Here is a 22,143-nt window from a genome sequence, read left to right as displayed (position 1 = left end):
CGAAGATCTCCCTGTACGGTGGTTTCTTCTGCTTTCCGTACGGGGATGCAAAACCTGCAATGCGCCGGCAAGAAAATGTGTAACAGTCAGGCGTCGCGGGGGCCGACCTGCAGCCAATACTGCGTATGGCGCGTGACGGTGATGGGCAAGGTGTGCTCCAGCGCCTTGAGCGCCCGTTCGGCGTCGTCCAGCGGAAACACGCCCGACAACCGCAGATGCGCCACCGCGGGATCGACGCGGATCACGCCCACCCGCTGACGCGCCAGATAGCCGGCAAAGTCGTCCAGGCGCCACTCCTTGGCCACCACCATGCCGTCCACCCAGGCGAGACCATCCGGGTCCGCCGCGGCGCGGCCGAGGTCGGCATCGTCGGCATAGGCCAGCCGTTCGCCGGCGCTCAGGGGCGTCAGGACACCCTGGCGCAGCAGCGCGACGCTGCCTTCGTACACGCCGACGCGCACGTCGTCGGCCGTGCGCCGCAGGTCGAAGCGCGCACGCTCGGCGCGCAATTCGCCATGGCCGGTGTCCACCCGCAGCGCCTGCGCGCCGGGGCGCGGGTCGGCCTGCACCAGCATTTCGCCGCGCAGCAGATCGATGTCGCGCGCGCTGCCGCGGACGTTGACGCGCACCGCCGAGTCGCTGTTGAGCGTGACGCGCAGGCCGTCCGCCAGGGCGAGCGCGCGGCGCTCGCCCACGGCGGTGCTGTAGTCCGCGACCAGGCGCTGCCAGGGCGCGTGGCGATAGCCCGTCCACCCGGTGGCGGCCACGCCGGCCACCGCGAGCAGGCTGCGCAGGGCGGTGCGCCGCCCGCGCGATGCCGGCGCGTGCAGCGCGGTGTGCGCCAACGCCGCCGGCACCCGGCGCGCATCGCGACCGATGGCCTGCAGCCGGTCCCACGCCACGCGGTGGGCGGGATCCTGGGCCAGCCAGTCGCGACAGGACTGCTGCTCGCCCGCGTCGGCCACCCCGGATTGCAGCCGCGTCCACCAGGCGATGGCCTCGCGCACCACGGCGTCCGATGGCGCGCCGTTTGCGGCGTCGGCGGCGTCAGGCATGGATCGCCGCATAGCACGCGGACATCGCACGCACCATGTACTGTTGCACCGAGCTCAATGACACGCCCAGTCGTTCGGCGATCTCGGGATAGGTCAGGCCGTCCAGCTGCGACAGCAGGAACGCCGCGCGGGCCTTGGGCGGCAGCCCGTCCAACAGGCGGTCCAGTTCGACCAGCGCCTGCAACTGCTCGGCCTGCGCTTCGGGAGACGGCGCATAGGATTCTGGCACGGCGGCCAGATAGGCAAGGTAGGCATGCTCCAGCGCGGCATGGCGCTGGTGATCCACCACCAGGCCCTTGGCAATGGTGGTGAGCAGTGCGCGGGCCTCATGGGCGCGCACCTGCTTGCGGCCCTGGATCACCCGGACAAATACGTCCTGCGCCAGGTCCTCGGCGCGGTGCTCGCAGCCGAGCTTGCGGCGCAGCCATCCGAACAGCCAGGGGCGATGTTCGCGATACAAGCCATCGACGGGCGCGGCCGGGGTGTCGACGCACGGACCCGACGAGGAAAGCAAGGTGGAGGACAAGGTTGAGACTGCGGCGGTGAACCAAAGTCTCGGAATCTTAATTGATAATGACTTGCATTAACAATGACAGACGGCCCCGGTCCTTGAAAATAGGACCGGGTGAGGCATTGCTACAACGTCGCGGCCAGGCGGCGCTCCGATTCCAGGTATTCGCGCGACTGCATTTCAAGAATGCGCGAGACCGTGCGATGGAACTCGTTGGCCAGCGCGCCCTGCGTGTAGATCTCTTCGGGCTCGCACTCGGCGGACATGATGAGCTTGACGCGGTGGTCATAGAACACGTCGATCAGCCAGGTAAAGCGACGCGCCTCGGACGCCTGGCGGGGGCCCATGCGCGGCACGCCAGAAAGAATCACCGCGTGGAAGCGGTTGGCCAGTTCCAGATAGTCGTTCTGCGAACGCGGACCGCCGCACAGCGTGGCGAAATCGAACCACACCACCGAGCCGCCCAGCGCCAGCGCGCGGATCTCGCGATGCTCGATGTGCAGCACGGGCTCCTGCGGCGGCGTATCGGCCAGCGCATCGAAGGCCGCCTGCAGCGCCTGCTGCGCGTGCTCGTCCAGCGGCGTGTGGTAGCTCTGCACCTGCTCCAGCGAGCGGCGGCGGTAGTCCACGCCCGCATCCACGTTCATGACGTCCATGCGCGACTGGATCAGCGCGATGGCGGGCAGCACGCGGTCGCGGTGCAGCCCGTCGGTGTACAGCGTGGACGGTTCGTAGTTGGACGTCATCACGAAGGACGTGCCGTATTCGAACAGCTTGAGCAGCAAGCGGTGCAGGATCATCGCGTCCGCCACATCGGACACGTGGAATTCATCGAAGCAGATCAGCCGGTAGCGCTTGGCCACGCGCTTGGCGACCTCGTCCAGCGGATCCTGCATGCCCTTCACTTCCTCCAGCTCGCGGTGCACGCCGCGCATGAATTCGTGAAAGTGCAGGCGCGTCTTGCGCACGACCGGCACGGTGGCGTAGAACGCATCCATCAGGAAGCTCTTGCCGCGGCCCACGCCGCCCCACAGATAGACGCCCCGGGGCACGTCGGGACGGTTCAACAGCTTCTTGAGCGCGTTCGAGCGCATCGACTTGAACTTGACCCATTCGTCGTAATAGCGCTGCAAGCGGTCGATCGCCTTCTTCTGCGCTTCGTCGGGCTTGTAGCCGCGTTCGGCCAAGGCGTGTTCGTAGTATTCGCTGACGTTCATGTGGGAACCGGATCAGGCTGAATGAAAAAAGGCGATAAACAACAGGGCAATAAAGAAAAGGGCGGGTCCTGGAACCCGCCCCGGTCTTGCAGAGGTCAAGCGCGGCTTAGAAGTTCAGCGCGCGCTTGTCCACGGCCAGAGCGGCTTCCTTCACGGCTTCCGACAGCGTCGGGTGCGCGTGGCAGATGCGGGCGATGTCTTCGGCGGCGCCGCGGAATTCCATGATGGTCACGGCTTCCGAGATCAGTTCCGAGGCCATCGGGCCCACGATGTGCACGCCCAGGACTTCATCGGTCTTGGCATCGGCGATCACCTTGGCAAAGCCGGTGGTGTCGCCCAGCGCGCGGGCGCGGCCGTTGGCCAGGAACGGGAAGCTGCCGGCCTTGTACTCGCGGCCTTCGGCCTTGAGCTGCTGCTCGGTCTTGCCGACCCAGGCGATTTCCGGCGAGGTGTAGATGACCCACGGCACGGTGTCGAAGTTGACGTGGCCGTGCTGGCCGGCGATGCGCTCGGCAACCGCCACGCCCTCTTCTTCGGCCTTGTGCGCCAGCATCGGGCCGCGCACCACGTCGCCCACCGCCCAGACGTTCGGCAGGTTGGTCTTGCAGTCGCCGTCCACGGCCACGAAGCCGCGTTCGTCCAGCTTCAGGCCCACGGCGTCGGCGTTCAGGCCGCCGGTGTAGGGCACGCGGCCGATCGAGACGATCAGCTTGTCCACGACCAGCTTCTGCTCGGCGCCCTTGGCGTCGACGTAAGGCACGGTCACCGACTTGGCGGTCGCCTTGATCTCACCGATCTTGACGCCCATCTGGATGTTCAGGCCTTGCTTGGTGAAGGCCTTCAGGGCTTCCTTGGCCACTTGCTGGTCGGCGGCGGCCAGGAATTCCGGCATCGCTTCCAGGATGGTGACGTCGGAACCCAGGCGGCGCCACACGCTGCCCATTTCCAGGCCGATCACGCCAGCGCCGATGACGCCCAGCGTCTTGGGCACGGCGCCGATGTTCAGTGCGCCGTCGTTGGACAGCACGACCTTTTCGTCGAACGGCAGGCCGGGCAGTTCACGCGCCGACGAGCCCGTGGCGACGACGACATGCTTGGCGATCAGGTCTTCCTCGGCGGTGCCGGTGACCTTGATGGCCCAGCCGCCTTCCACCTGGCCGCTGAACGCGCCCTTGCCGTGGAAGAACGTGACCTTGTTCTTCTTGAACAGGTACAGGATGCCGTCGTTGTTCTGCTTGACCACCGTGTTCTTGCGGCCGATCAGCGTGTCGAGCTTCAGGCTGACGCCCTTGACTTCGATGCCGTGCTCGGCGAAGTGGTGGTTGGCCTGCTCGTAGTGTTCGGACGATTGCAGCAGCGCCTTGGACGGGATGCAGCCGACGTTGGTGCAGGTGCCGCCGGGAGCCGGGCCGCCTTGGCCATTCTGCCAGGCGTCGATGCAGGCGACCGACATGCCGAGCTGCGCGGCGCGGATGGCGGCGATGTAGCCGCCGGGGCCTGCGCCGATCACGACGACGTCAAATTGTTTGGACATAGTGTTCTCGCGGATGAGGGATGAAGAAGCGCACTTCCTGCCCAGCGTGGTCGTGCTGCGGGCCGGCGGGGAGCCGGCCCGGGCGCCGCGCGACTTGCGGGTCGCGCGCGGCGCCGGCCAGGGGCGTCGAGATTACAGGTCCAGCAACAGGCGCTGCGGATCTTCCAGGGCGTCCTTCATGGCGACCAGGCCCAGCACGGCTTCGCGGCCGTCGATGATGCGGTGGTCGTAGGACAGGGCCAGGTAGTTCATCGGGCGGATGACGATCTGGCCGTTTTCGACGACGGCGCGATCCTTGGTGGCGTGCACGCCCAGGATGGCCGATTGCGGCGGGTTGATGATCGGGGTCGACAGCATCGAACCGAACACGCCGCCGTTGGAGATCGAGAACGTGCCACCGGTCATTTCTTCGATGCCCAGCTTGCCGTCAGCGGCGCGGCGGCCGAAGTCGGCGATGGTCTTTTCGATGTCGGCGATGGACAGCTGGTCGGCGTTGCGCAGGATCGGCACCACCAGGCCACGCGGGCTGCCGACAGCGATACCGATGTCGAAGTAGCCGTGGTAGATGATGTCCTTGCCATCGATCGAGGCGTTGATCAGCGGGTACTTCTTCAGCGCGGCAACGGCGGCCTTGACGAAGAACGACATGAAGCCCAGCTTGATGCCGTGTTCCTTTTCGAACTTGTCCTTGTACTTGGCGCGCAGGTCGATCACGGCCTGCATATTGACTTCGTTGAACGTCGTCAGGATCGCGTTTTCTTGTTGCGATTGCAGCAGGCGCTCGGCGATGCGGGCGCGCAGGCGGCTCATCGGCACGCGCTGTTCCGGACGGCCATCCAGCGACAGCGTGGTCGGGGCGGGCGCGGCGGCAGCCTTGGCGGGCGCGGCCTTGGGCTGCGCGCTGGCGGCCAGGGCGTCGCCCTTGGTCACGCGGCCGTCGCGGCCGGTGCCAGCCACGGAAGCGGCGTCAACGCCCTTCTCGGCCAGGATCTTGGAGGCGGCGGGCGACGCGACGCCAGCGGCGGCCGTCGAGGCCGGGGCAGCAGCGGCGGGGGCCGGCGCGGCGGCGGCTTGTTCAGCGGCCTTGGGGGCTTCGGCGGGCGCGGTGGCGGCGGCGCCAGCCTTGGCGGCCGTGTCGATGCGGGCCAGCACTTCGCCGGAGGTCACGGTGCTGCCATCGCCCTTGACGATTTCGGACAGCACGCCCGAGGCGGGGGCCGGCACTTCCAGCACGACCTTGTCGGTTTCGACTTCGATCAGGATTTCGTCCGCTTCAACGGCAGCGCCGGGCTGCTTCTTCCAGGTCAGCAGGGTCGCTTCGGAGACGGATTCGGAAAGTTGGGGAACGACGACGTCGGTAATAGCCATTTTGTTTATTCCGTAGAGAGTGTGTTCTTGTCACGCGGCGCGGCAAGGTTCGAAACGGGGTTCCGGAACGCTTGCCGCCCGCGGCGCGTGCATCAAGTAAAGGTTACTTCGTCAACATGACCTTGAACTTGGGCGCGAAGGCCGTTTCGATCAGGGCCTTCTGCTGCTCCTGGTGCTTGGCCAGGTAGCCCACGGCCGGCGATGCCGACGCGGCACGGCCTGCGTAGCCCAGCTTCTGGCCTTCGACCATGTTCTCGTACACGTGATGCTGAACGTAGAACCAGGCGCCTTGGTTCTGGGGTTCGTCCTGCACCCAGATGACTTCGGTGGCCTTCGGATACTTGCGCAGTTCGGCTTCGAACGACTTGTGCGCAAACGGATAGAGCTGCTCGACACGGACGATGGCGACGTGGTCGGCGCCACGCTCGCGGCGGGCGTTGACCAGGTCGTAGTACACCTTGCCCGAGCAAGCCAGCACGCGCTTGACCTTGCCGGCGTCGATGGCCTCGTCGACCTCGCCGATGACCGGGCGGAAGCTGCCGCCGGCCAGGTCGGTCAGGGGCGAACCCGCGTCCTTGTTGCGCAGCAGCGACTTCGGCGTGAACAGCACCAGCGGCTTGCGGAACGGGCGGATCATCTGGCGGCGCAGAACGTGGAAGATCTGCGAGGCCGAGGTCGGCTGGACCACTTGCATGTTGTTGTCGGCGCACAGCTGCAGGAAGCGCTCGATGCGGCCCGACGAGTGCTCGGGGCCCTGGCCTTCGTAGCCGTGCGGCAGCATCAGGGTCAGGCCCGACTGGCGGCCCCACTTGGCTTCGCCGGAGCTGATGAACTGGTCGATCACGACCTGGGCGCCGTTGACGAAGTCGCCGAACTGGCCTTCCCAGATGGTCAGCGTGTTGGGCTCGGCGCTGGAGTAGCCGTATTCAAAGCCCAGCACCGCCTCTTCGGACAGCACGGAGTCGATGACGGTGAACGGCGCCTGGCCTTCCGACACGTTCTGCAGCGGAATGTAGGTGCCGTCGTTCCAGCGTTCGCGGTTCTGGTCGTGCAGCACGGCGTGGCGGTGCGTGAACGTGCCGCGGCCCGAGTCCTGGCCGGTGATGCGGATGGCGTAGCCCGAGGACACCAGGGTCGCGAAGGCGAGGTGCTCGCCCATGCCCCAGTCCAGGTTCATTTCGCCCTTGGCCATGGTGCGGCGGTCGTTCAGCAGCTTGGCGACCAGCGGGTGCACCGTGAAGCCTTCCGGCACGGTGGTGATGCGTTCGCCGATGCGCTTCAGTTCAGCCAGCGGCACGGCGGTGTCGGCCTGGTCGGTCCACTTGGCGCCCAGGAACGGCGACCAGTCGATGGCGTACTTGCTCTTGTAGTCGGTCAGCACCGGTTCGATGGTGCGCTGGCCGTCTTCCATGAGCTGGCGGTAGTCCTTGACGAGCTGATCGGCTTCGCCTTCGGCCAGCACGCCTTGCGTGGTCAGCTTGTCGGCGTACAGCTTGCGCGTGCCGGGGTGGTGGCCGATGCGCTTGTACATCAGGGGCTGCGTCAGCGACGGGGTGTCTTGTTCGTTGTGGCCCAGCTTGCGGAAGCAGACGATGTCCACGACGACGTCGTGGCGGAACTGCAGGCGGTAGTCCAGGGCCAGCTTGGTGACGAACACCACGGCTTCGGGGTCGTCGCCGTTGACGTGGAACACCGGGGCTTCGATCATCTTGACCACGTCGGTGCAATACAGCGTCGAACGCGAGTCGCGCGGGTCGGACGTGGTGAAGCCGATCTGGTTGTTGATGACGATGTGCAGGGTGCCGCCCGTACCGTAGCCGCGCGTCTGGGCCAGGTTCAGGGTTTCCATCACGACGCCCTGGCCGGCAAAGGCCGCGTCGCCGTGCACCAGCACCGGCAGCACTTGCTTGCCTTCGGCATCGCCGCGGCGTTCCTGGCGCGCGCGGGCGCTGCCTTCGACGACGGGGTTGACGATTTCAAGGTGCGACGGGTTGAAGGCCAGCGACAGGTGGACGGGGCCGCCGCGCGTGGACAGGTCGCTGGAGAAGCCGTTGTGGTACTTCACGTCGCCGTCGGTCAGGCCTTCGGCGTGCTTGCCTTCGAACTCGGCGAACAGGTCGCCGGGCATCTTGCCCATGATGTTCACGAGCAGGTTCAGGCGGCCGCGGTGGGCCATGCCGACCACGATTTCCTGGACGCCGTTTTCACCGGCGTGGTTGACCACTTCGTCCATCGAGGCGATGAAGCTTTCGCCGCCTTCCAGCGAGAAGCGCTTCTGGCCGACGTACTTGGTGTGCAGGAAGCGTTCCAGTCCTTCGGACTCGGTGAGCTGCTGCAGGATGTGGCGCTTTTCTTCCGCCGTGTACGTGGGCGCGCCCAGCGTGGTTTCCAGGCGTTCCTGGATCCAGCGCTTGGCGGCGGGATCGGAGATGTGGGTGAATTCTGCACCGATGCTGCGGCAGTACGTGTCGCGCAGCGCCTTCAGGATGTCGCGCAGCGTCATCGTGCTGGCGGTCGTGAAGTAGGTGTTGGTGGCCGAGTAGGTCTGGTCCAGATCGGCTTCGGTCAGGCCGTAGAAGGCGGGATCGAGTTCGGGGATCGGCGGACGTTCCTGGCGCTTGAGCGGATCCAGGTCGGCCCAGCGCGAGCCCAGCGAGCGGTAGGCGGCAATCAGCGATTGCACCGACACTTGCTTGCTGGCGACGCTCAGGTCGGGTTCGGCGGCGCGTTGCACGAAGGCATTGGCCTTGGCGCGCTGGGCGAACGATTCGACGATGGGAGCGTGGGCCTGGTCGCGGGTGGATTCCTGGCCGTCGGTCGCGGGAGCGTGCTGCAATTGGTCGAAATATTCGCGCCAGTTGTCAGGAACCGAACCGGGGTTATCGAGGTAGGCTTCGTAAAGCTCCTCGACATAGGGGGCATTACCCCCAAAGAGGTAAGACGTGGATAGAGATTCTATTTCCGAAGACATATCGCTTCACCTTTACGAGTGCTTCACTCGATACGATGCAGGAAAACCTTCCGCGACACGGGCTTCCCGTTAAGCGGATAGCAGGGGCAGAAGGCGCGTACAAGCCCTGAAAGCCTATGGTCGAAGAGTATAACCCTTTGAGTTTACGGGCGTCTTCCGGCAATTTTGTGCCGCGCAAAGCGCTTTCGGAATGCTTTCATGCGGCATCGGAATGTCCATTGAACCCCTGGCATTGCGCCGTCTACGCGCCACCAAAATCTGGCAATCCAAAATGCCGCAGCGCGTCATTTTGATTTGCCTGAAAGCCAAGTGTTGCATTTAAGCCGCGTCAAACCGGAAGCGCGGTGGTCGACATGATCTCTTTCAGGACGAAAAACGTACGGATCTGGCGTACGCCAGGCAGCTTGATGATCTCGCCCGCATGCAGCTTGTTGAAGCGTTCCAGATCCCGTATGCGCAGCATGAGGAAGTAGTCGAACTCCCCCGCGACCAGATGGCATTCCAGGCAGCCGCTGATGCCCTTGGCCGCTTCCTCGAAGTCGGTGAACGAGTCGGGCGTGGAGCGGTCCAGCACCACGCCCACGATGACCAGCGTGGCCATGTCCACGTCGGCGGGCTCCAGCAGCGCCACGGTCTTTCTGATGACGCCTTCGCTCCTTAGCCGTTCGACGCGCCGCAGGCACGCGGCCGGACTCAGGTGCACGCGCGCGCTCAGGTCCAGGTTGGTGATCTGCGCGTCCTCCTGGAGGATGCGCAGAATCTGCCGGTCGATGCGGTCGAGCGTGAAAACGGCGGTCATGCGATACGTCCCTGAAAATTATATTTCGTGGCGGATTTTGTTTTCGAAATAATAAATCCATTAATCCGAATAAACGATTTTTTGATTTAACGATTTAAAAAAATACGCAATTGACCCCGCAACCCCATGATTTCTATGATTTTTGCAAGTCCCGCCGCTGGCGCGGACCCTGCCAGGATCACCAGGAGCCCCCATGGATCTGCAACGTTTCCCCCGCCATCGCCTGACCTTCGGCGACACCCCCATTGAAAAGCTCGACCGCCTGTCCCAGCACCTGGGCGGCAAGGTCGAGATCTACGCCAAGCGCGAGGACTGCAACAGCGGCCTGGCCTTCGGCGGCAACAAGCTGCGCAAGCTCGAATACCTGATCCCGCAGGCGTTGGAGCAAGGCTGCGACACGCTCGTCACCATCGGCGGCATCCAGTCCAACCACACCCGCATGGTCGCGGCGGTAGCCGCCAAGCTGGGCCTGGCCTGCGTGCTGGTCCAGGAGAACTGGGTGGATTATTCGGACGCGGTCTACGACCGCGTCGGCAACATCATGATGAGCCGCCTGATGGGCGCGGACGTGCGGCTGGTGGACCAGGGTTTTGACATCGGCTTTCGCCAGAGCTGGGAAGAGGCGCTGGAAGACGTCAAACGGCGCGGCGGCAAGCCCTACGCGATTCCGGCGGGCGCCTCGGACCATGAACTGGGCGGGCTGGGCTACGTGGGCTTTGCCGAAGAGGTGCGGCGCCAGGAGGCCGAGCTGGGCTTCAAGTTCGACTACATCGTCGTCTGCGCGGTCACGGGCAGCACCCAGGCCGGCATGGTCGTGGGCTTTGCGGCCGACGGGCGCGCCGACCGCGTCATCGGCATCGACGCATCGGCCACGCCCGACCAGACTCGGGCCCAGATCCTGCGCATTGCGCGGCGCACCGCCGATCTGGTGGGACTTGAAAAGCCGATCGAAGACAAGGACGTGGTGCTGGACACGCGCTATGCCTATCCGGCCTACGGCCTGCCCTCGCCCGAAACCAATGACGCCATCCGCACCTGCGCCCGGCTGGAAGGCATGATGACCGACCCCGTGTACGAAGGAAAATCCATGCAGGGGATGATGGACATCATCCGCAAAGGGGAGATTCCCGCCGGATCGAAGGTTCTGTATGCGCACCTGGGAGGGGTGCCGGCGATCAACGCCTACAGCTTTCTCTACCGCAACGGATAACGGCGGCTTCGGCGTTACGGGGTGGCCCTGCGGGGATCTGCGGTAAGGCCGGCGCCTCGCCCGCGCTGCCCCGGAAAGCCGTGACGGCTGGCCGCGCCCGCCACCACCAGCGTCGCGGCCAGCAGTGCCAGCAGCGCGGGCGAGAATGCGGCGACGCCCGCGCGGGCGAGCAGGACGCCCCCGACGATCCCTCCGCCCGCAATCGCCAGGTTCCAGGCCGTGACCAGCATCGATTGCGCCACGTCGGCCGCACCGCCGGCGGTATGCGCGATCGCCGTCTGGAACAGCGTCGGCGCGCCCCCGAAAGCCAGGCCCCATGCGGCCACGGCCACGATCACCACGACGGGTTCATCGCCCCGCACGCCCAGGGCCAGCGCGGACAAGGCGAACAACGCCGTGCTGGCCAGCGTCAGCGCGCGCAGATGGGTGTCGATGAGAACGCCGATGACCCACAGTCCCAGCAAGGACGAAAGGCCGAACACCAGCAGCATCGCGTCCGTGCGATCCGCCATGCCTGCCGCGGCCAGGAAGGGCGCAATGTAGGTGTAGAGAATGTTGTGCGCCAGGACGAACGCGAACACCACGAACAGCACCGCGCGCACGCCCGGCGTCGTGAAGACGCGCCGCAGCGGCGCCCGCTCGCCGGCCGCCTGCCCGGCGAAGTCCGGCACCTGCACGCGCACCCACGCCATCAGGATCAACGCCAACGCGCTCATGATGCCGAAGCACGACCGCCAGCCCACCAGATTGCCCAGAAAGGTGCCTGCCGGCACACCGAGAGACAACGCCAGGGGCGTGCCCACCATGGCAATCGCGATGGCGCGCCCTTTATGGCGCTCCGGCACCATGCGGGCGGCGTAACCTGCCGCCAGCGCCCACAGCAGCCCGGCCGACACGCCCGCCAGGAAACGCGCCGCCATGATCCATTCAAAGCGCGTGGATACCGTGGTGACGGTATTGGCGATGACGAATCCGCCAATCGCCGCCAGCAGCAACCGTCGCCGGCGCACGCCCTGTGTCGCGGCGGTCAGGGGGATCGCCGCCACGAGCGAGCCGATGGCGTAGACGGTCACCATCTGGCCGGCCATCGCTTCGGAAATGCCCAGGCCGGCACTGATCTGCGGGAGCAGGCCCGCAGGCAGCGCTTCGGTCAGGATCGTGATGAAACCTGCCAACGCCAGCGCCAGCAGCGATGCAATCGGCAGGCGCGCCCCATCCGCGCCGCCCTCGGGAATCCGGGTTGTTGAACTGCTCATGCTCTGCCTTGTTGAAGCCCGGCCCGCGCTGACTGTGGGCGCCGGGCTGGACGGGTTGATCGAAGGCAGCCAAGGTCGCGCCCAGAGGGGCTCGCGACAATAATGCTAATGTTCAAAACAATTCCGACAAATTTTCCTTAATCCTGCATGGTCGAATCCCTGAGCGCCATTGCCTTCTTCGTGCAGGCCGCCGAAACGCGCAATTTTTCCGAGGCGGCCCGCAGCCTCGGCGTGTCCTCGTCCACGGTCGGCAAGGGCATCTGCCGGCTGGAAGCGCGGCTGGGCGTGCGTCTGTTCCATCGCAGCACGCGCAGCATCACGCTGACCGCCGAGGGTGCGCTGTTCCTCGAGCGTTGCCGCCGCATTCTGTGCGAAGTCGAATCGGCCGAACTCGAACTGTCCGAGACCCGGCAAGCGCCTGCCGGCCGGCTGCGGATCAGCCTGCCTCTGGTGGGCATGCTGGTCATGCCGGCGCTGACGGACTTCATGCACCGCTACCCCGCCATCGAGCTGGACGTGGATTTTTCGGACCGCCTGGTCGACGTGATCAACGAGGGCTTTGACGTCGTCATGCGCACCGGCGAGCCCACCGACTCGCGCCTGGTGTCGCGTCCGGTCGGCACGTACCGGCTGCTGCTGGTCGCGTCGCCCGCCTACCTGGCAGATCGCGGAACGCCGGCATCGCCCGCCGACCTGGCGCATCACGCCTGTCTGCAGCACAAATTTCCCACCACCGGAAAACTCGAACCCTGGCCCTGGACGCGCGCCCCCGACGCGCCGGAATGGGCGCTGCCGGTCTCGATGACCTGCAACACGTCCGCGGCCCTGCTGGATGTCGCGCTGGCGGGCCTGGGCATCGCGTGCCTGCCCGACTTCCTGGTCCGGCCGTCGCTGGAACGGGGCGACTTGGTATCGGTGCTGGACCGGCACGTGCAGCACGAGGGCACCTTCCGGCTGCTGTGGCCATCGAGCAAGCATCTGGCGCCAAAGCTGCGGGTCTTCATCGACTTCATGGGCGCCGCGTTGTTCAAAGATTGCAACACCGATCTCCCCGGAATCGCCGGAAATGACAGTGCGGGCCCCGGCTAGGGCAATCTCGGGTGGCCGGGCGCTGGTATTTGATGTACATACTTTGTATACATGAAAGACCATGAAAACCCCGTGCAAGACCGATGCAACACCGGCGAACCGCCAGGCTCGCCGCCCCCCTTCCCCTAGCCGCCCGCCCTTTGCCGTCCCGCCGATGCCCGCCTACGACGCCACGCTGCCCTACCCCCGCGACCTCATCGGATACGGACGCAATCCTCCCCACGCCCGATGGCCGGGCAACGCGCGCATCGCCGTGCAGTTCGTGCTGAATTACGAAGAAGGCGGCGAAAACAGCGCGTTGCATGGGGACGCGGGATCGGAGCAGTTCCTGTCCGAGATGTTCAATCCGGCAAGCTACCCGGACCGCCATCTCAGCATGGAGGGCATCTATGAATATGGCTCGCGGGCCGGCGTGTGGCGGATCCTGCGCGAATTCGAAAAGCGGCAATTGCCGCTGACCGTGTTCGGCGTCGGGATGGCCCTGCAGCGCCATCCCGACCTCGCCGCCGCGTTCGTCGAACTGGGCCACGAGATCGCCTGCCATGGCTGGCGCTGGATCCACTACCAGGACGTGGACGAAGCCACGGAACGCGAACACATGCGCCTGGCCATGGACGCCATCACGGCGCTGACCGGCACACGTCCGCTGGGCTGGTACACGGGACGCGACAGCCCCCGCACGCGCCGGCTGGTGGCCGATTACGGCGGCTTCGAGTACGACAGCGACTACTACGGCGACGACCTGCCGTTCTGGATGCAGGTGCGCAAGACCGACGGCTCGGTGGCGCCGCAACTCATCGTGCCCTACACCCTGGACTGCAACGACATGCGCTTCGCGCTGCCGCAGGGCTACTCGCACGCCGAGCCCTTCTTCCAGTACATGAAAGACAGCTTCGACGCGCTCTACGCCGAGGGCGACGACTCGCCCAAGATGCTCAGCATCGGCATGCACTGCCGCCTGCTGGGCCGGCCCGGGCGCATCGTCGCGCTGCAGCGATTCCTGGACCACATCGCGCGCCACGACCGCGTCTGGGTGTGCCGACGCCTGGACATCGCGCGCCACTGGAAAGCCACGCACCCTTTTGATCCCGCCCGTTGAACAGGACCCACATGGCCGACCCTTTAGACGATCTCAACGCCGCCCCGGCTGCCCAGGCCCAGGCGCAGCTTGCCGATCTGTACCCGCACGCGCCCTGGGTCGCCGAGCAGGCGCTGCGCTCGCGACCCTTTCGGTCCGTCGCCGACCTGCGCCAGCGCCTGCGCCAGGCGGTGGACGACGCCAGCCTTGACACGCGCCTGGCATTGCTGCGCGCCCAACCCGCCTTCGGGCCCCTGCCCGGCGCCGATGCTGCGGACGCCGAGCGCCTGGCGCAGCTCACGGCGCAATACGCGGCCCGCTTCGGCTTCGGATTCATCGCCGCCGATCGCGGCCCCCGCGGCACGCCGCTGGACGGGGCGAGCCTCCTGGAAGACCTGTCGCGGCGCCTGGACAATCCGCCTGACGCCGAACAGGAAGAAGCGCTGCGCCAATTGCACCGGATGGCCGAACTGCGTCTGCGCGCGCGCTTCGGCGAACCCGCCCTCGGCAACGACATCTGGGACTGGCATGAAGCGCTCAGCGCCTACAGCGATCCCGGCTACGCCGAAAAGGGCCAGCTCACGGTCACGTACCTGACCGACGCGCACCGGGCCTGCGCCGCGCGCCTGTCGCAATGGATGCACGACTGCGGCTTTGACGAGGTCGGGATCGACGCGGTCGGCAACGTGGTCGGCCGCTACCGCGCCGATCGGCCCGGCGCGCCCGTCCTCATGACCGGCAGCCACTACGACACCGTGCGCAATGCCGGCAAGTACGACGGGCGGCTCGGGATCTTCGTGCCCATGGCCTGCGTGCGCGCCCTGCACCGGCAGGGCCGGCGCCTGTCGTTCGACATTGAAGTGATCGCCTTCGCCGAAGAAGAAGGCCAGCGCTACCGGGCCACCTTCCTGGGATCGGGCGCGCTGATCGGCGGCTTCAACCCCGGATGGCTGGAGCAGAAGGATGCCGACGGCGTCACCATGCGCGAGGCCATGGCGCACGCCGGCCTCGATATCGACGGCATCGCGGCGCTGCGGCGCGATCCCGCCGCCTACCTGGGCTTTGTCGAGGTGCACATCGAACAGGGGCCCGTCCTGTATGAACTGGGCCTGCCGCTAGGCGTCGTCACGTCCATCAATGGCTGCGTGCGGCACCAGGTGCAGATCCTGGGACTGGCCAGCCACGCGGGCACCACGCCCATGGACCGCCGGCGCGACGCGGCCGTGGCCGCCGCCGAACTGGCGCTCTACGTCGAACGGCGCGCCGCCAGCGATGGCGACTCGGTCGGCACCGTGGGCATGTTCGAGGTCCCCAGCGGGTCGATCAATGTCGTGCCGGGCGAATGCCGTTTCAGCCTGGACCTGCGCGCGCCCAGCGATGCGCAGCGCGACGCGCTGGTGGACGACGTGCTGGCCGAGCTGGCCGCCATCTGCCAGCGGCGCGGCCTGCGCTACGCGATCGAGGAAACCATGCGCGCGGCCGCCGCGCCCAGCGACCCGCGCTGGCAGCAGCGTTGGGAACGCGCCGTGGACGCCCTGGGCGTGCCCGTGCACCGCATGCCCAGCGGCGCGGGCCACGACGCCATGAAGCTGCACGAGATCATGCCCCAGGCCATGCTGTTCGTGCGCGGCCAGAACAGCGGCATCAGCCACAACCCCCGCGAATCCACCACCAGCGACGACATCGAACTTGCCGCGCAGGCCATGCTCGGCCTGCTGGACGCGCTATCCAACGACACCACGACGTAAAACCATGACCGACTACGCCCGACTCGACGCCTGGGTGGACGCCCATTTCGACGAAGAAGTCCGCTTCCTGCAGGAACTGGTGCGCGTGCCCACCGACACGCCGCCCGGCAACAACGCGCCGCACGCCGCGCGCACCGCGCAACTGCTGCAGGCGTTCGGCCTCGAGGCCGAAGCGCATCGCGTGCCGGCCCAGGCGGTCGCGGACTACGGCATGCAGTCCATCACCAACCTCATCGTGCGCCGCGAGTATGGCGGCGCCGGCCCGCGCATCGCGCTCAATGCCCACGGCGACGTGGTGCCGCCCGGCGACGGCTGGACCCACGACCCCTACGGCGCGGACATCGAAAACGGCAGCCTGTACGGCCGCGCCGCCGCGGTCAGCAAGAGCGACTTCGCCAGCTTCACCTTCGCCGTGCGCGCACTGGAAGCCGTGGCCAGGCCGGCGCGCGGCGCGGTCGAGCTGCACTTCACCTATGACGAGGAATTCGGCGGCCTGCTGGGGCCCGGCTGGCTGCTCGGGCAGGGCCTGACCCGGCCCGACCTGCTGATCGCGGCGGGCTTCAGTTATGAAGTCGTGACCGCGCACAACGGCTGCCTGCAGATGGAAGTGACGGTGCACGGCAAGATGGCCCACGCCGCCATTCCGAGCAGCGGCGTGGACGCGCTGCAGGGCGCCGTCGGCATCCTCAACGCCCTTTACGCGCAGAACGCGCTGTACCGCAAGATCACGTCGCAGGTGCCGGGCATCTCGCATCCGTACCTGAACGTGGGCCGGATCGAAGGCGGCACCAACACGAACGTGGTGCCCGGCAAGGTCAGCTTCAAGCTGGACCGCCGCATGATTCCCGAAGAAAACGCCGTCGAGGTCGAGGCCGACATCCGGCGCATCATCGAAGAGGCCGCGGCCTCGCAGCCGGGCATCCGGGTGGACATCAAGCGGCTGCTGCTCGCCAACGCGATGCGCCCCCTGCCCGGCGCGCAACCGCTGGTGCACGCCATCCAGAAGCATGGAGAAGCGGTCTTCGGCGAACCGATACCGGCGATGGGCACACCGCTCTACACCGACGTGCGGCTCTATGCCGAAGCCGGCATACCCGGCGTGATCTATGGCGCCGGCCCGCGCACGGTGCTGGAATCGCACGCCAAGCGCAGCGACGAACGCATCGTGCTGGAAGACCTGCGCCGCGCCACCAAGGTCATCGCCCGCGCGCTGTCGGATTTGCTGCGGGCCGAAGGTGACTGAAGGTGACTGACATTCCCTGGAGACCGTCTCCCCAGGGTGTCAGACACCGCCCTCCCGGCCGGCCGCGCTACGAAAGCCGCAGCACGCGGCGCGAGAACAGCACGGCCACCAGCACGAATACCGCCAACCCCAGGTAGGACGCGGTCGTGGCGAAGCCTTCGCCCGCGATCGCCAGCGGCGCCTCGGTGCCCGCGGCGCCGATGATCGCCGCCATCAGCACGCCCACCAGGCTCTCGCCCACGATCAACCCGGACGCGATCAGCACGCCGCGCCGGTTGGCCGCCTCGGCATAGCTGTCGTAGGGCTGCCCGGCGGCGGCCGCGCGGCGCCGCAGCACGCGTTCCAGCAGCCAGGCCAGCAGCGCGCCCGCCACGATGGGCGCGGCCACGGTCGGCGGCAGGTAGATGCCGATACCGACGGCCAGCACCGGGATGCGCGCGACCTTGCAAGTGCGCTTGAGGATTTCGTCCACCACGATCAGGCCCACGCCGACGGCCATGCCGATCAGGATCATGGTCCAGTTGAGCTGGTGGGTGAAGATGCCGCGCGTGATCGCCAGCATCAGCGTGGCCTGCGGCGCGGACAGCGCCTGCGATGCATCCATGCCTTCGCGCGGCATCGCGTCCGCGAAACCGTAGGCGTTGTACAGCAGTTCAAGCACGGGGGAGATCACCGCCGCGCCCACCACGCAGCCGATCAGCAGCGCGACCTGCTGGCGCCACGGCGTGGCGCCCACCAGCCAACCCGTTTTCAGGTCCTGCAGGTTGTCGTTCGAAATGGAAGCGACCGCCACCACCGCCGAGGTGCTGAAGATCGCCAGCGCGATCGCCATCTGCACGCCGTTTTCGATCGCCATCAGCTCGCCGCCCACGCCCAGCATCAGCAATGAAACCAGGACAATGGCGACGATCCCCACCCCGGAGATCGGGCTGGTCGAGGAGCCCACCAGGCCCGCCATGTAGCCGCAAGCCGCGGCCACCAGGAAACCGAACACGAAGGCGAACAGGACCGCATAGGCCACCAGCTTCCAGATGGCGCCAGCCGACAGCGGCACGCCTGACAGGAACACCTGGAACGTGATGACCAGGATCACCACCAGCACCAGCGTCACGGCCGATATCCAACCCGCCGACAAGTCGCGCTCGGTGCGCGGCGCGGTACCGGCGCGGGCCGCGCCTTCCTTGGTCAGCGCGGAAAACGAGGCCTTCACGCCGCGCGCCATCGGCACGAACAGCGTCGCCAGCGTCCAGATCGCGCCCACGCCGATGACGCCCGCGCCGATGAAGCGCACCTGCGAGGACCACACCCCGGTGGCATAGGACGCCAGCGTTGCGCCGGCCGGCATGTCGCCCATCGCGGTCAGGATGGGCACCGCGATGCCCCACGAAATGATCAGGCCCGTCAGCATCGCCAGGCCCGCCACGATGCCGATCAGATAGCCCGCGCCCAGCAGCGCCAGCGAGAAGCCCATGGGCAGCCGGAACACCGCGCCGCCCAGCTCGAACCAGCGGCTGACGCCGTCGCCCAGCACGCGCAGGCCGCTGGCGGCAAAGCTGACCACGGCCGCCGCGATGCCGCCGGCCACGATGTCGCCCATGCCGGTCGCGGCAGGTTTGCCGGCGGGCGGCAAACCCGATTCCAGCTCGTCCTGCTCGCGCTCAGCGCTGCCCACCCGCAGGATCTCGGCCGCCGCCACGCCTTCCGGATAGGGCAGGTTGCTCTGCACCACCATCACGTGGCGCAGCGGAATCGTGAACATCACGCCCAGCATGCCGCCGGCCGCGCAGATGCCCAGCGTCTGCCAGAACGGAAAGCCCTGCCAGTGGCCCATCATGACCAGGGCCGGCAGGATGAAGATGATGGCGGACAGCGTGCCGGCCGCGGAGGCCTGCGTCTGCACCATATTGTTTTCAAGGATGTTGGCGTCCTTGAACATGCGCAGGACCGACATCGAGATCACCGCCGCCGGGATGGCGGACGAAAACGTCAGGCCGACCTTCAATCCCAGGAACACGTTGGAGGCGGTGAAGATCACGGTGATCAGCGCCCCGAGCAGGACGCCCCGGAACGTCAGTTCCGGCAGGGTGACCTCCGCAGGGACGCGCATGGGCTCAGTCATGGGTTTCTCCGGTTTCTCCCAATTGATAGCCGCGAATTCTAGCGCCTTGGCGTCCACCCCGTGCTCACCAGCCGTAAGCGGGGTTTCTCGGTAGAAGCTGCCGTAACGGCAAAACCTCACGACACAATATGCTGATTCGTGCCGGCTTCGCCCTGGATTTTGATTACCCATGCCACAGGCAAGGGTCTAGCATGGTCGTAAAACAGGAGACGACAACACCATGCTCGACCCTCGCCAGCCCCATGCCGCGCCGGCCCTCCAGGACGACGCCGACCCCGCCGAGACCGCCGAATGGCGCGACGCGCTGCAATCCCTGCTCCAGGCCGACGGGGCCGGGCGAGCGGGCTACGTGCTGGACAGCCTGCTGGGCCACGCCGCCACCCTGGGGCTGCGCGCCAACAGCCAGACCCGCACCGCCTACCTGAACACCATCCCCGCCGACCAGGAACCGCCTTTCCCCGGCAACCTGGCCGTCGAGGAACGCATCGCCCGCATCAACCGCTGGAACGCCCTGGCCATGGTGGTGCGCGCCAATCAGGCCCACGGCGAACTGGGCGGCCACATCGCCAGCTACGCGTCGGCCGCCGATCTGTTCGAAGTCGGATTCAATCACTTCTTCCGCGCGCGCACGGCCGCCAGCCCCGGCGACATCGTCTACATGCAGCCCCACTCGGCGCCCGGCGTCTACGCCCGCGCCTACCTGGAGGGCTTCCTGGGCGAAGCGGACCTGGCCCACTTCCGCCAGGAAATCACCGCGACCGCGCGCGGGCTGCGCGGCCTGTCCTCTTATCCCCACCCCTGGCTGATGCCGGATTTCTGGCAGTTCCCCACCGGGTCCATGGGCATCGGTCCCATCAACGCCATCTACCAGGCGCGATTCACGCGCTACCTGGAGCACCGTTCGCTGGTGCCCGGCGGCGACCGCAAGGTCTGGGGCATCTTCGGCGACGGCGAAATGGACGAGCCCGAATCCATCGCCGCCCTGACGCTGGCCGCGCGCGAAAAGCTCGACAACCTGATCTTCGTCGTCAACTGCAACCTGCAGCGCCTGGACGGCCCGGTGCGCGGCAACGGCCGCATCATCGACGAGCTGGAAACCCTGTACGCCGGCGCGGGCTGGAACGTCATCAAGCTTGTCTGGGGCAGCGACTGGGACGCGCTGCTGCGCCGGGACACCGGCGGCGCGCTGGCCCGCGCCTTCGCCAACACCGTCGACGGCCAGTTCCAGACCTTCGCGGCCAACGATGGCGCCTTCAACCGCGCCCATTTCTTCAACCAGAACCCGGAGCTGGCCGCGCTGGTGGCCGACTGGTCGGACGAGGCCATCGACCGCCTGCACCGCGGCGGCCACGACATGGTGAAGATCCATGCCGCCTACCACCGCGCGGTGCGCCACCGCGGGCAGCCCACCGTCATCCTGGCCCAGACCAAGAAGGGTTTCGGCATGGGCGCGGCGGGCCAGGGCAAGATGACCACGCACCAGCAGAAGAAGCTGGACGACGAAGCCCTGCTCGCCTTCCGCGACCGCTTTGCCCTGCCGATCTCCGATGCCGACTGCCTGGCCCTGAAGTTCTACCGTCCCGCCGACGACAGCGCCGAAATGCGTCACCTGCAGGCGCGCCGCGCCGCGTTGGGCGGGTACATCCCGCGCCGCAATGCCGAGGCGCCACGCCTGGCGCCGCCGCCGGCCGATCAGTGGGCGCGCTTTGCGCTGGCTGCCGACGGCAAGGAAATGTCGTCCACGATGGCCATCGTGCGCATGCTCACCGCCCTGCTCAAGGACTCCACGGTGGGGCCGCGCATCGTGCCCATCGTCGCGGACGAGGCGCGCACCTTCGGCATGGCCAACCTGTTCCGGCAGATCGGCATCTATTCCGCGCAGGGCCAGCTCTACGAGCCCGAGGACATCGGCTCGGTGCTGTACTACCGCGAAGCCCGCGACGGACAGATCCTGGAAGAAGGCATCACCGAGGCCGGCGCCATCTCGTCATGGACCGCCGCCGGCACCAGCTATTCGGTCAACGGCCTGCCGATGCTGCCGTTCTATATCTATTACTCGATGTTCGGATTCCAGCGCATCGGCGACCTGATCTGGGCCGCCGCCGACCAGCGCGCGCGCGGCTTCCTGATCGGGGCGACCTCCGGCCGCACGACGCTGGGCGGCGAAGGACTGCAGCACCAGGACGGCTCCAGCCACGTCATGGCCGCCGCCGTGCCCAACTGCCGCGCCTACGATCCGGCCTACGCCTATGAGGTGGCCGTCATCGTGGATCACGGCATGCGCCGCATGCTGGACGAGCAGCGCGATGAGTTCTTCTACCTGACCGTCACCAACGAGAACCTGGCGCAGCCCGACATGCCGCAGGATCCCGAGACCCGCGCGGGCATCCTGCGCGGCCTCTACCGGCTGCGGCCGGCGCGCGGCAAGGCCCAGGTGCGGCTGCTGGGCGCCGGCCCCATGCTGCGCGAGGCCGAGACGGCCGCTGCCCGCCTGCATGACGAATACGGCGTGGACGCGGAAGTCTGGAGCGTCACCAGCTTCTCGGAACTGGCCCGCAGCGGGCGCCAGGCCGAGCGCGCGCGCGTGCTGGGCCTGGAAGCCGGCGCGGACGATGACTGGGTGCGCACGTGCCTGGCGGGCAGCGACGCGCCGGTCATCGCCGCCAGCGACTACGTGCGCGCGGTGCCCGAACAGATCCGCGCCTGGGTGCCTGCGCCCTACCGCACGCTGGGCACGGACGGCTTCGGCCGCAGCGACACCCGCGCCCAGCTGCGCGATTTCTTCGAGGTGAGCGCGGACTGGATCACGCTGTACGCGCTGGACAGCCTTGACCGTCAGGACGACGCGCGCGCGCTGCGCCAGAAACTCAACGCCGCCAGCCGCCAGTCCCCTCCCTGGGAAATCTAGCCCGCTTTCCTCTCCGCTCATCCTCCCAGACTCATCC

15 protein-coding genes are annotated in these 22,143 nt (G+C 67.1%); 6 read left to right on the top strand and 9 right to left on the bottom strand.

Going from position 1 to position 22,143, the window contains the following annotated elements; all coding sequences use genetic code 11:
• Nucleotides 1-86 precede the first annotated feature (86 nt).
• The 7 genes from BXA00_RS16410 to BXA00_RS16380 form a co-directional block, all read right to left on the bottom strand.
• Nucleotides 87-1,055 (bottom strand): FecR domain-containing protein, encoded by a 969-nt coding sequence (locus BXA00_RS16410; RefSeq protein ID WP_076519469.1) that lies wholly within the window; start codon nt 1,053-1,055, stop codon nt 87-89.
• The gene (locus tag BXA00_RS16405; RefSeq protein ID WP_076519467.1) at nt 1,048-1,581 is read right to left on the bottom strand and encodes a sigma-70 family RNA polymerase sigma factor; all 534 of its coding nucleotides are present in this window, start codon (nt 1,579-1,581) and stop codon (nt 1,048-1,050) included. The genes BXA00_RS16410 and BXA00_RS16405 overlap by 8 nt, the downstream gene beginning before the upstream one ends.
• Before the next feature lie 110 nt (nt 1,582-1,691).
• Entirely contained in the window at nt 1,692-2,783 is a 1,092-nt protein-coding gene (zapE, locus tag BXA00_RS16400) for a cell division protein ZapE (protein ID WP_076519466.1), read from the bottom strand.
• A gap of 106 nt (nt 2,784-2,889) precedes the next feature.
• Nucleotides 2,890-4,317: a dihydrolipoyl dehydrogenase gene (gene lpdA / locus BXA00_RS16395; protein WP_076519465.1), complete on the bottom strand. Its 1,428-nt coding sequence runs from the start codon at nt 4,315-4,317 to the stop codon at nt 2,890-2,892.
• A gap of 132 nt (nt 4,318-4,449) precedes the next feature.
• A complete protein-coding gene (gene odhB, locus BXA00_RS16390) occupies nt 4,450-5,685 on the bottom strand; it encodes a 2-oxoglutarate dehydrogenase complex dihydrolipoyllysine-residue succinyltransferase (RefSeq protein WP_076519464.1) in 1,236 nt (411 codons plus the stop codon).
• Between the two features lie 103 nt (nt 5,686-5,788).
• Nucleotides 5,789-8,656: a 2-oxoglutarate dehydrogenase E1 component gene (locus tag BXA00_RS16385; RefSeq protein ID WP_076519463.1), complete on the bottom strand. Its 2,868-nt coding sequence runs from the start codon at nt 8,654-8,656 to the stop codon at nt 5,789-5,791.
• 328 nt (nt 8,657-8,984) lie between these two features.
• Nucleotides 8,985-9,455, bottom strand: coding sequence for an Lrp/AsnC family transcriptional regulator (locus BXA00_RS16380; protein WP_076519462.1), 471 nt, complete (start codon nt 9,453-9,455; stop codon nt 8,985-8,987).
• Between the two features lie 193 nt (nt 9,456-9,648).
• Here BXA00_RS16380 and BXA00_RS16375 point away from each other — a divergent pair, with 193 nt between their 5' ends.
• A complete protein-coding gene (locus BXA00_RS16375) occupies nt 9,649-10,665 on the top strand; it encodes a 1-aminocyclopropane-1-carboxylate deaminase (protein ID WP_076519461.1) in 1,017 nt (338 codons plus the stop codon).
• 14 nt (nt 10,666-10,679) lie between these two features.
• On the opposite strand, the gene BXA00_RS16370 is transcribed toward BXA00_RS16375, so the two are convergent.
• A complete protein-coding gene (locus BXA00_RS16370) occupies nt 10,680-11,921 on the bottom strand; it encodes an MFS transporter (protein WP_076519460.1) in 1,242 nt (413 codons plus the stop codon).
• Nucleotides 11,922-12,068: 147 nt separating this feature from the next.
• Between BXA00_RS16370 and BXA00_RS16365 the strand changes: the two genes are divergently transcribed.
• The 4 genes from BXA00_RS16365 (at nt 12,069) to BXA00_RS16350 (ending at nt 17,079) form a co-directional block, all read left to right on the top strand.
• Nucleotides 12,069-13,010, top strand: a complete 942-nt coding sequence (locus BXA00_RS16365; RefSeq protein WP_076519459.1) for a LysR family transcriptional regulator — start codon at nt 12,069-12,071, stop codon at nt 13,008-13,010.
• Nucleotides 13,011-13,164: 154 nt separating this feature from the next.
• Nucleotides 13,165-14,109, top strand: coding sequence for an allantoinase PuuE (puuE, locus tag BXA00_RS16360; RefSeq protein ID WP_076519458.1), 945 nt, complete (start codon nt 13,165-13,167; stop codon nt 14,107-14,109).
• Between the two features lie 11 nt (nt 14,110-14,120).
• A complete protein-coding gene (locus tag BXA00_RS16355) occupies nt 14,121-15,836 on the top strand; it encodes a hydantoinase/carbamoylase family amidase (RefSeq protein ID WP_076519457.1) in 1,716 nt (571 codons plus the stop codon).
• Between the two features lie 4 nt (nt 15,837-15,840).
• The gene (locus tag BXA00_RS16350; RefSeq protein WP_076519456.1) at nt 15,841-17,079 is read left to right on the top strand and encodes a M20/M25/M40 family metallo-hydrolase; all 1,239 of its coding nucleotides are present in this window, start codon (nt 15,841-15,843) and stop codon (nt 17,077-17,079) included.
• A 67-nt stretch (nt 17,080-17,146) separates the two neighbouring features.
• On the opposite strand, the gene BXA00_RS16345 is transcribed toward BXA00_RS16350, so the two are convergent.
• Nucleotides 17,147-19,198, bottom strand: a complete 2,052-nt coding sequence (locus tag BXA00_RS16345; protein ID WP_076519455.1) for an OPT family oligopeptide transporter — start codon at nt 19,196-19,198, stop codon at nt 17,147-17,149.
• 220 nt (nt 19,199-19,418) lie between these two features.
• Between BXA00_RS16345 and mdeB the strand changes: the two genes are divergently transcribed.
• Entirely contained in the window at nt 19,419-22,106 is a 2,688-nt protein-coding gene (mdeB, locus tag BXA00_RS16340) for an alpha-ketoglutarate dehydrogenase (protein WP_076519454.1), read from the top strand.
• Nucleotides 22,107-22,143: the final 37 nt, after the last annotated feature.

This window comes from Achromobacter sp. MFA1 R4 (genome assembly GCF_900156745.1).
Classification (GTDB): domain Bacteria; phylum Pseudomonadota; class Gammaproteobacteria; order Burkholderiales; family Burkholderiaceae_B; genus Achromobacter.
The sequence above is the reverse complement of the archived record's forward strand: the minus strand, read 5'-3'. Positions and strand labels throughout refer to the sequence as shown.

Bases quoted from the DNA above. Each gene is read 5' to 3' on its own strand.
- BXA00_RS16380 (WP_076519462.1), bottom strand. From the start codon at position 9,455: ATGACCGCCGTTTTCACGCTCGACCGCATCGACCGGCAGATTCTGCGC.
- BXA00_RS16355 (WP_076519457.1), top strand. From the start codon at position 14,121: ATGGCCGACCCTTTAGACGATCTCAACGCCGCCCCGGCTGCCCAGGCC.
- BXA00_RS16410 (WP_076519469.1), bottom strand. From the start codon at position 1,055: ATGCCTGACGCCGCCGACGCCGCAAACGGCGCGCCATCGGACGCCGTG.
- BXA00_RS16370 (WP_076519460.1), bottom strand. From the start codon at position 11,921: ATGAGCAGTTCAACAACCCGGATTCCCGAGGGCGGCGCGGATGGGGCG.
- mdeB (WP_076519454.1), top strand. From the start codon at position 19,419: ATGCTCGACCCTCGCCAGCCCCATGCCGCGCCGGCCCTCCAGGACGAC.
- BXA00_RS16365 (WP_076519459.1), top strand. From the start codon at position 12,069: ATGGTCGAATCCCTGAGCGCCATTGCCTTCTTCGTGCAGGCCGCCGAA.
- puuE (WP_076519458.1), top strand. From the start codon at position 13,165: ATGCCCGCCTACGACGCCACGCTGCCCTACCCCCGCGACCTCATCGGA.
- BXA00_RS16375 (WP_076519461.1), top strand. From the start codon at position 9,649: ATGGATCTGCAACGTTTCCCCCGCCATCGCCTGACCTTCGGCGACACC.
- BXA00_RS16350 (WP_076519456.1), top strand. From the start codon at position 15,841: ATGACCGACTACGCCCGACTCGACGCCTGGGTGGACGCCCATTTCGAC.
- BXA00_RS16385 (WP_076519463.1), bottom strand. From the start codon at position 8,656: ATGTCTTCGGAAATAGAATCTCTATCCACGTCTTACCTCTTTGGGGGT.
- lpdA (WP_076519465.1), bottom strand. From the start codon at position 4,317: ATGTCCAAACAATTTGACGTCGTCGTGATCGGCGCAGGCCCCGGCGGC.
- odhB (WP_076519464.1), bottom strand. From the start codon at position 5,685: ATGGCTATTACCGACGTCGTCGTTCCCCAACTTTCCGAATCCGTCTCC.
- zapE (WP_076519466.1), bottom strand. From the start codon at position 2,783: ATGAACGTCAGCGAATACTACGAACACGCCTTGGCCGAACGCGGCTAC.
- BXA00_RS16345 (WP_076519455.1), bottom strand. From the start codon at position 19,198: ATGACTGAGCCCATGCGCGTCCCTGCGGAGGTCACCCTGCCGGAACTG.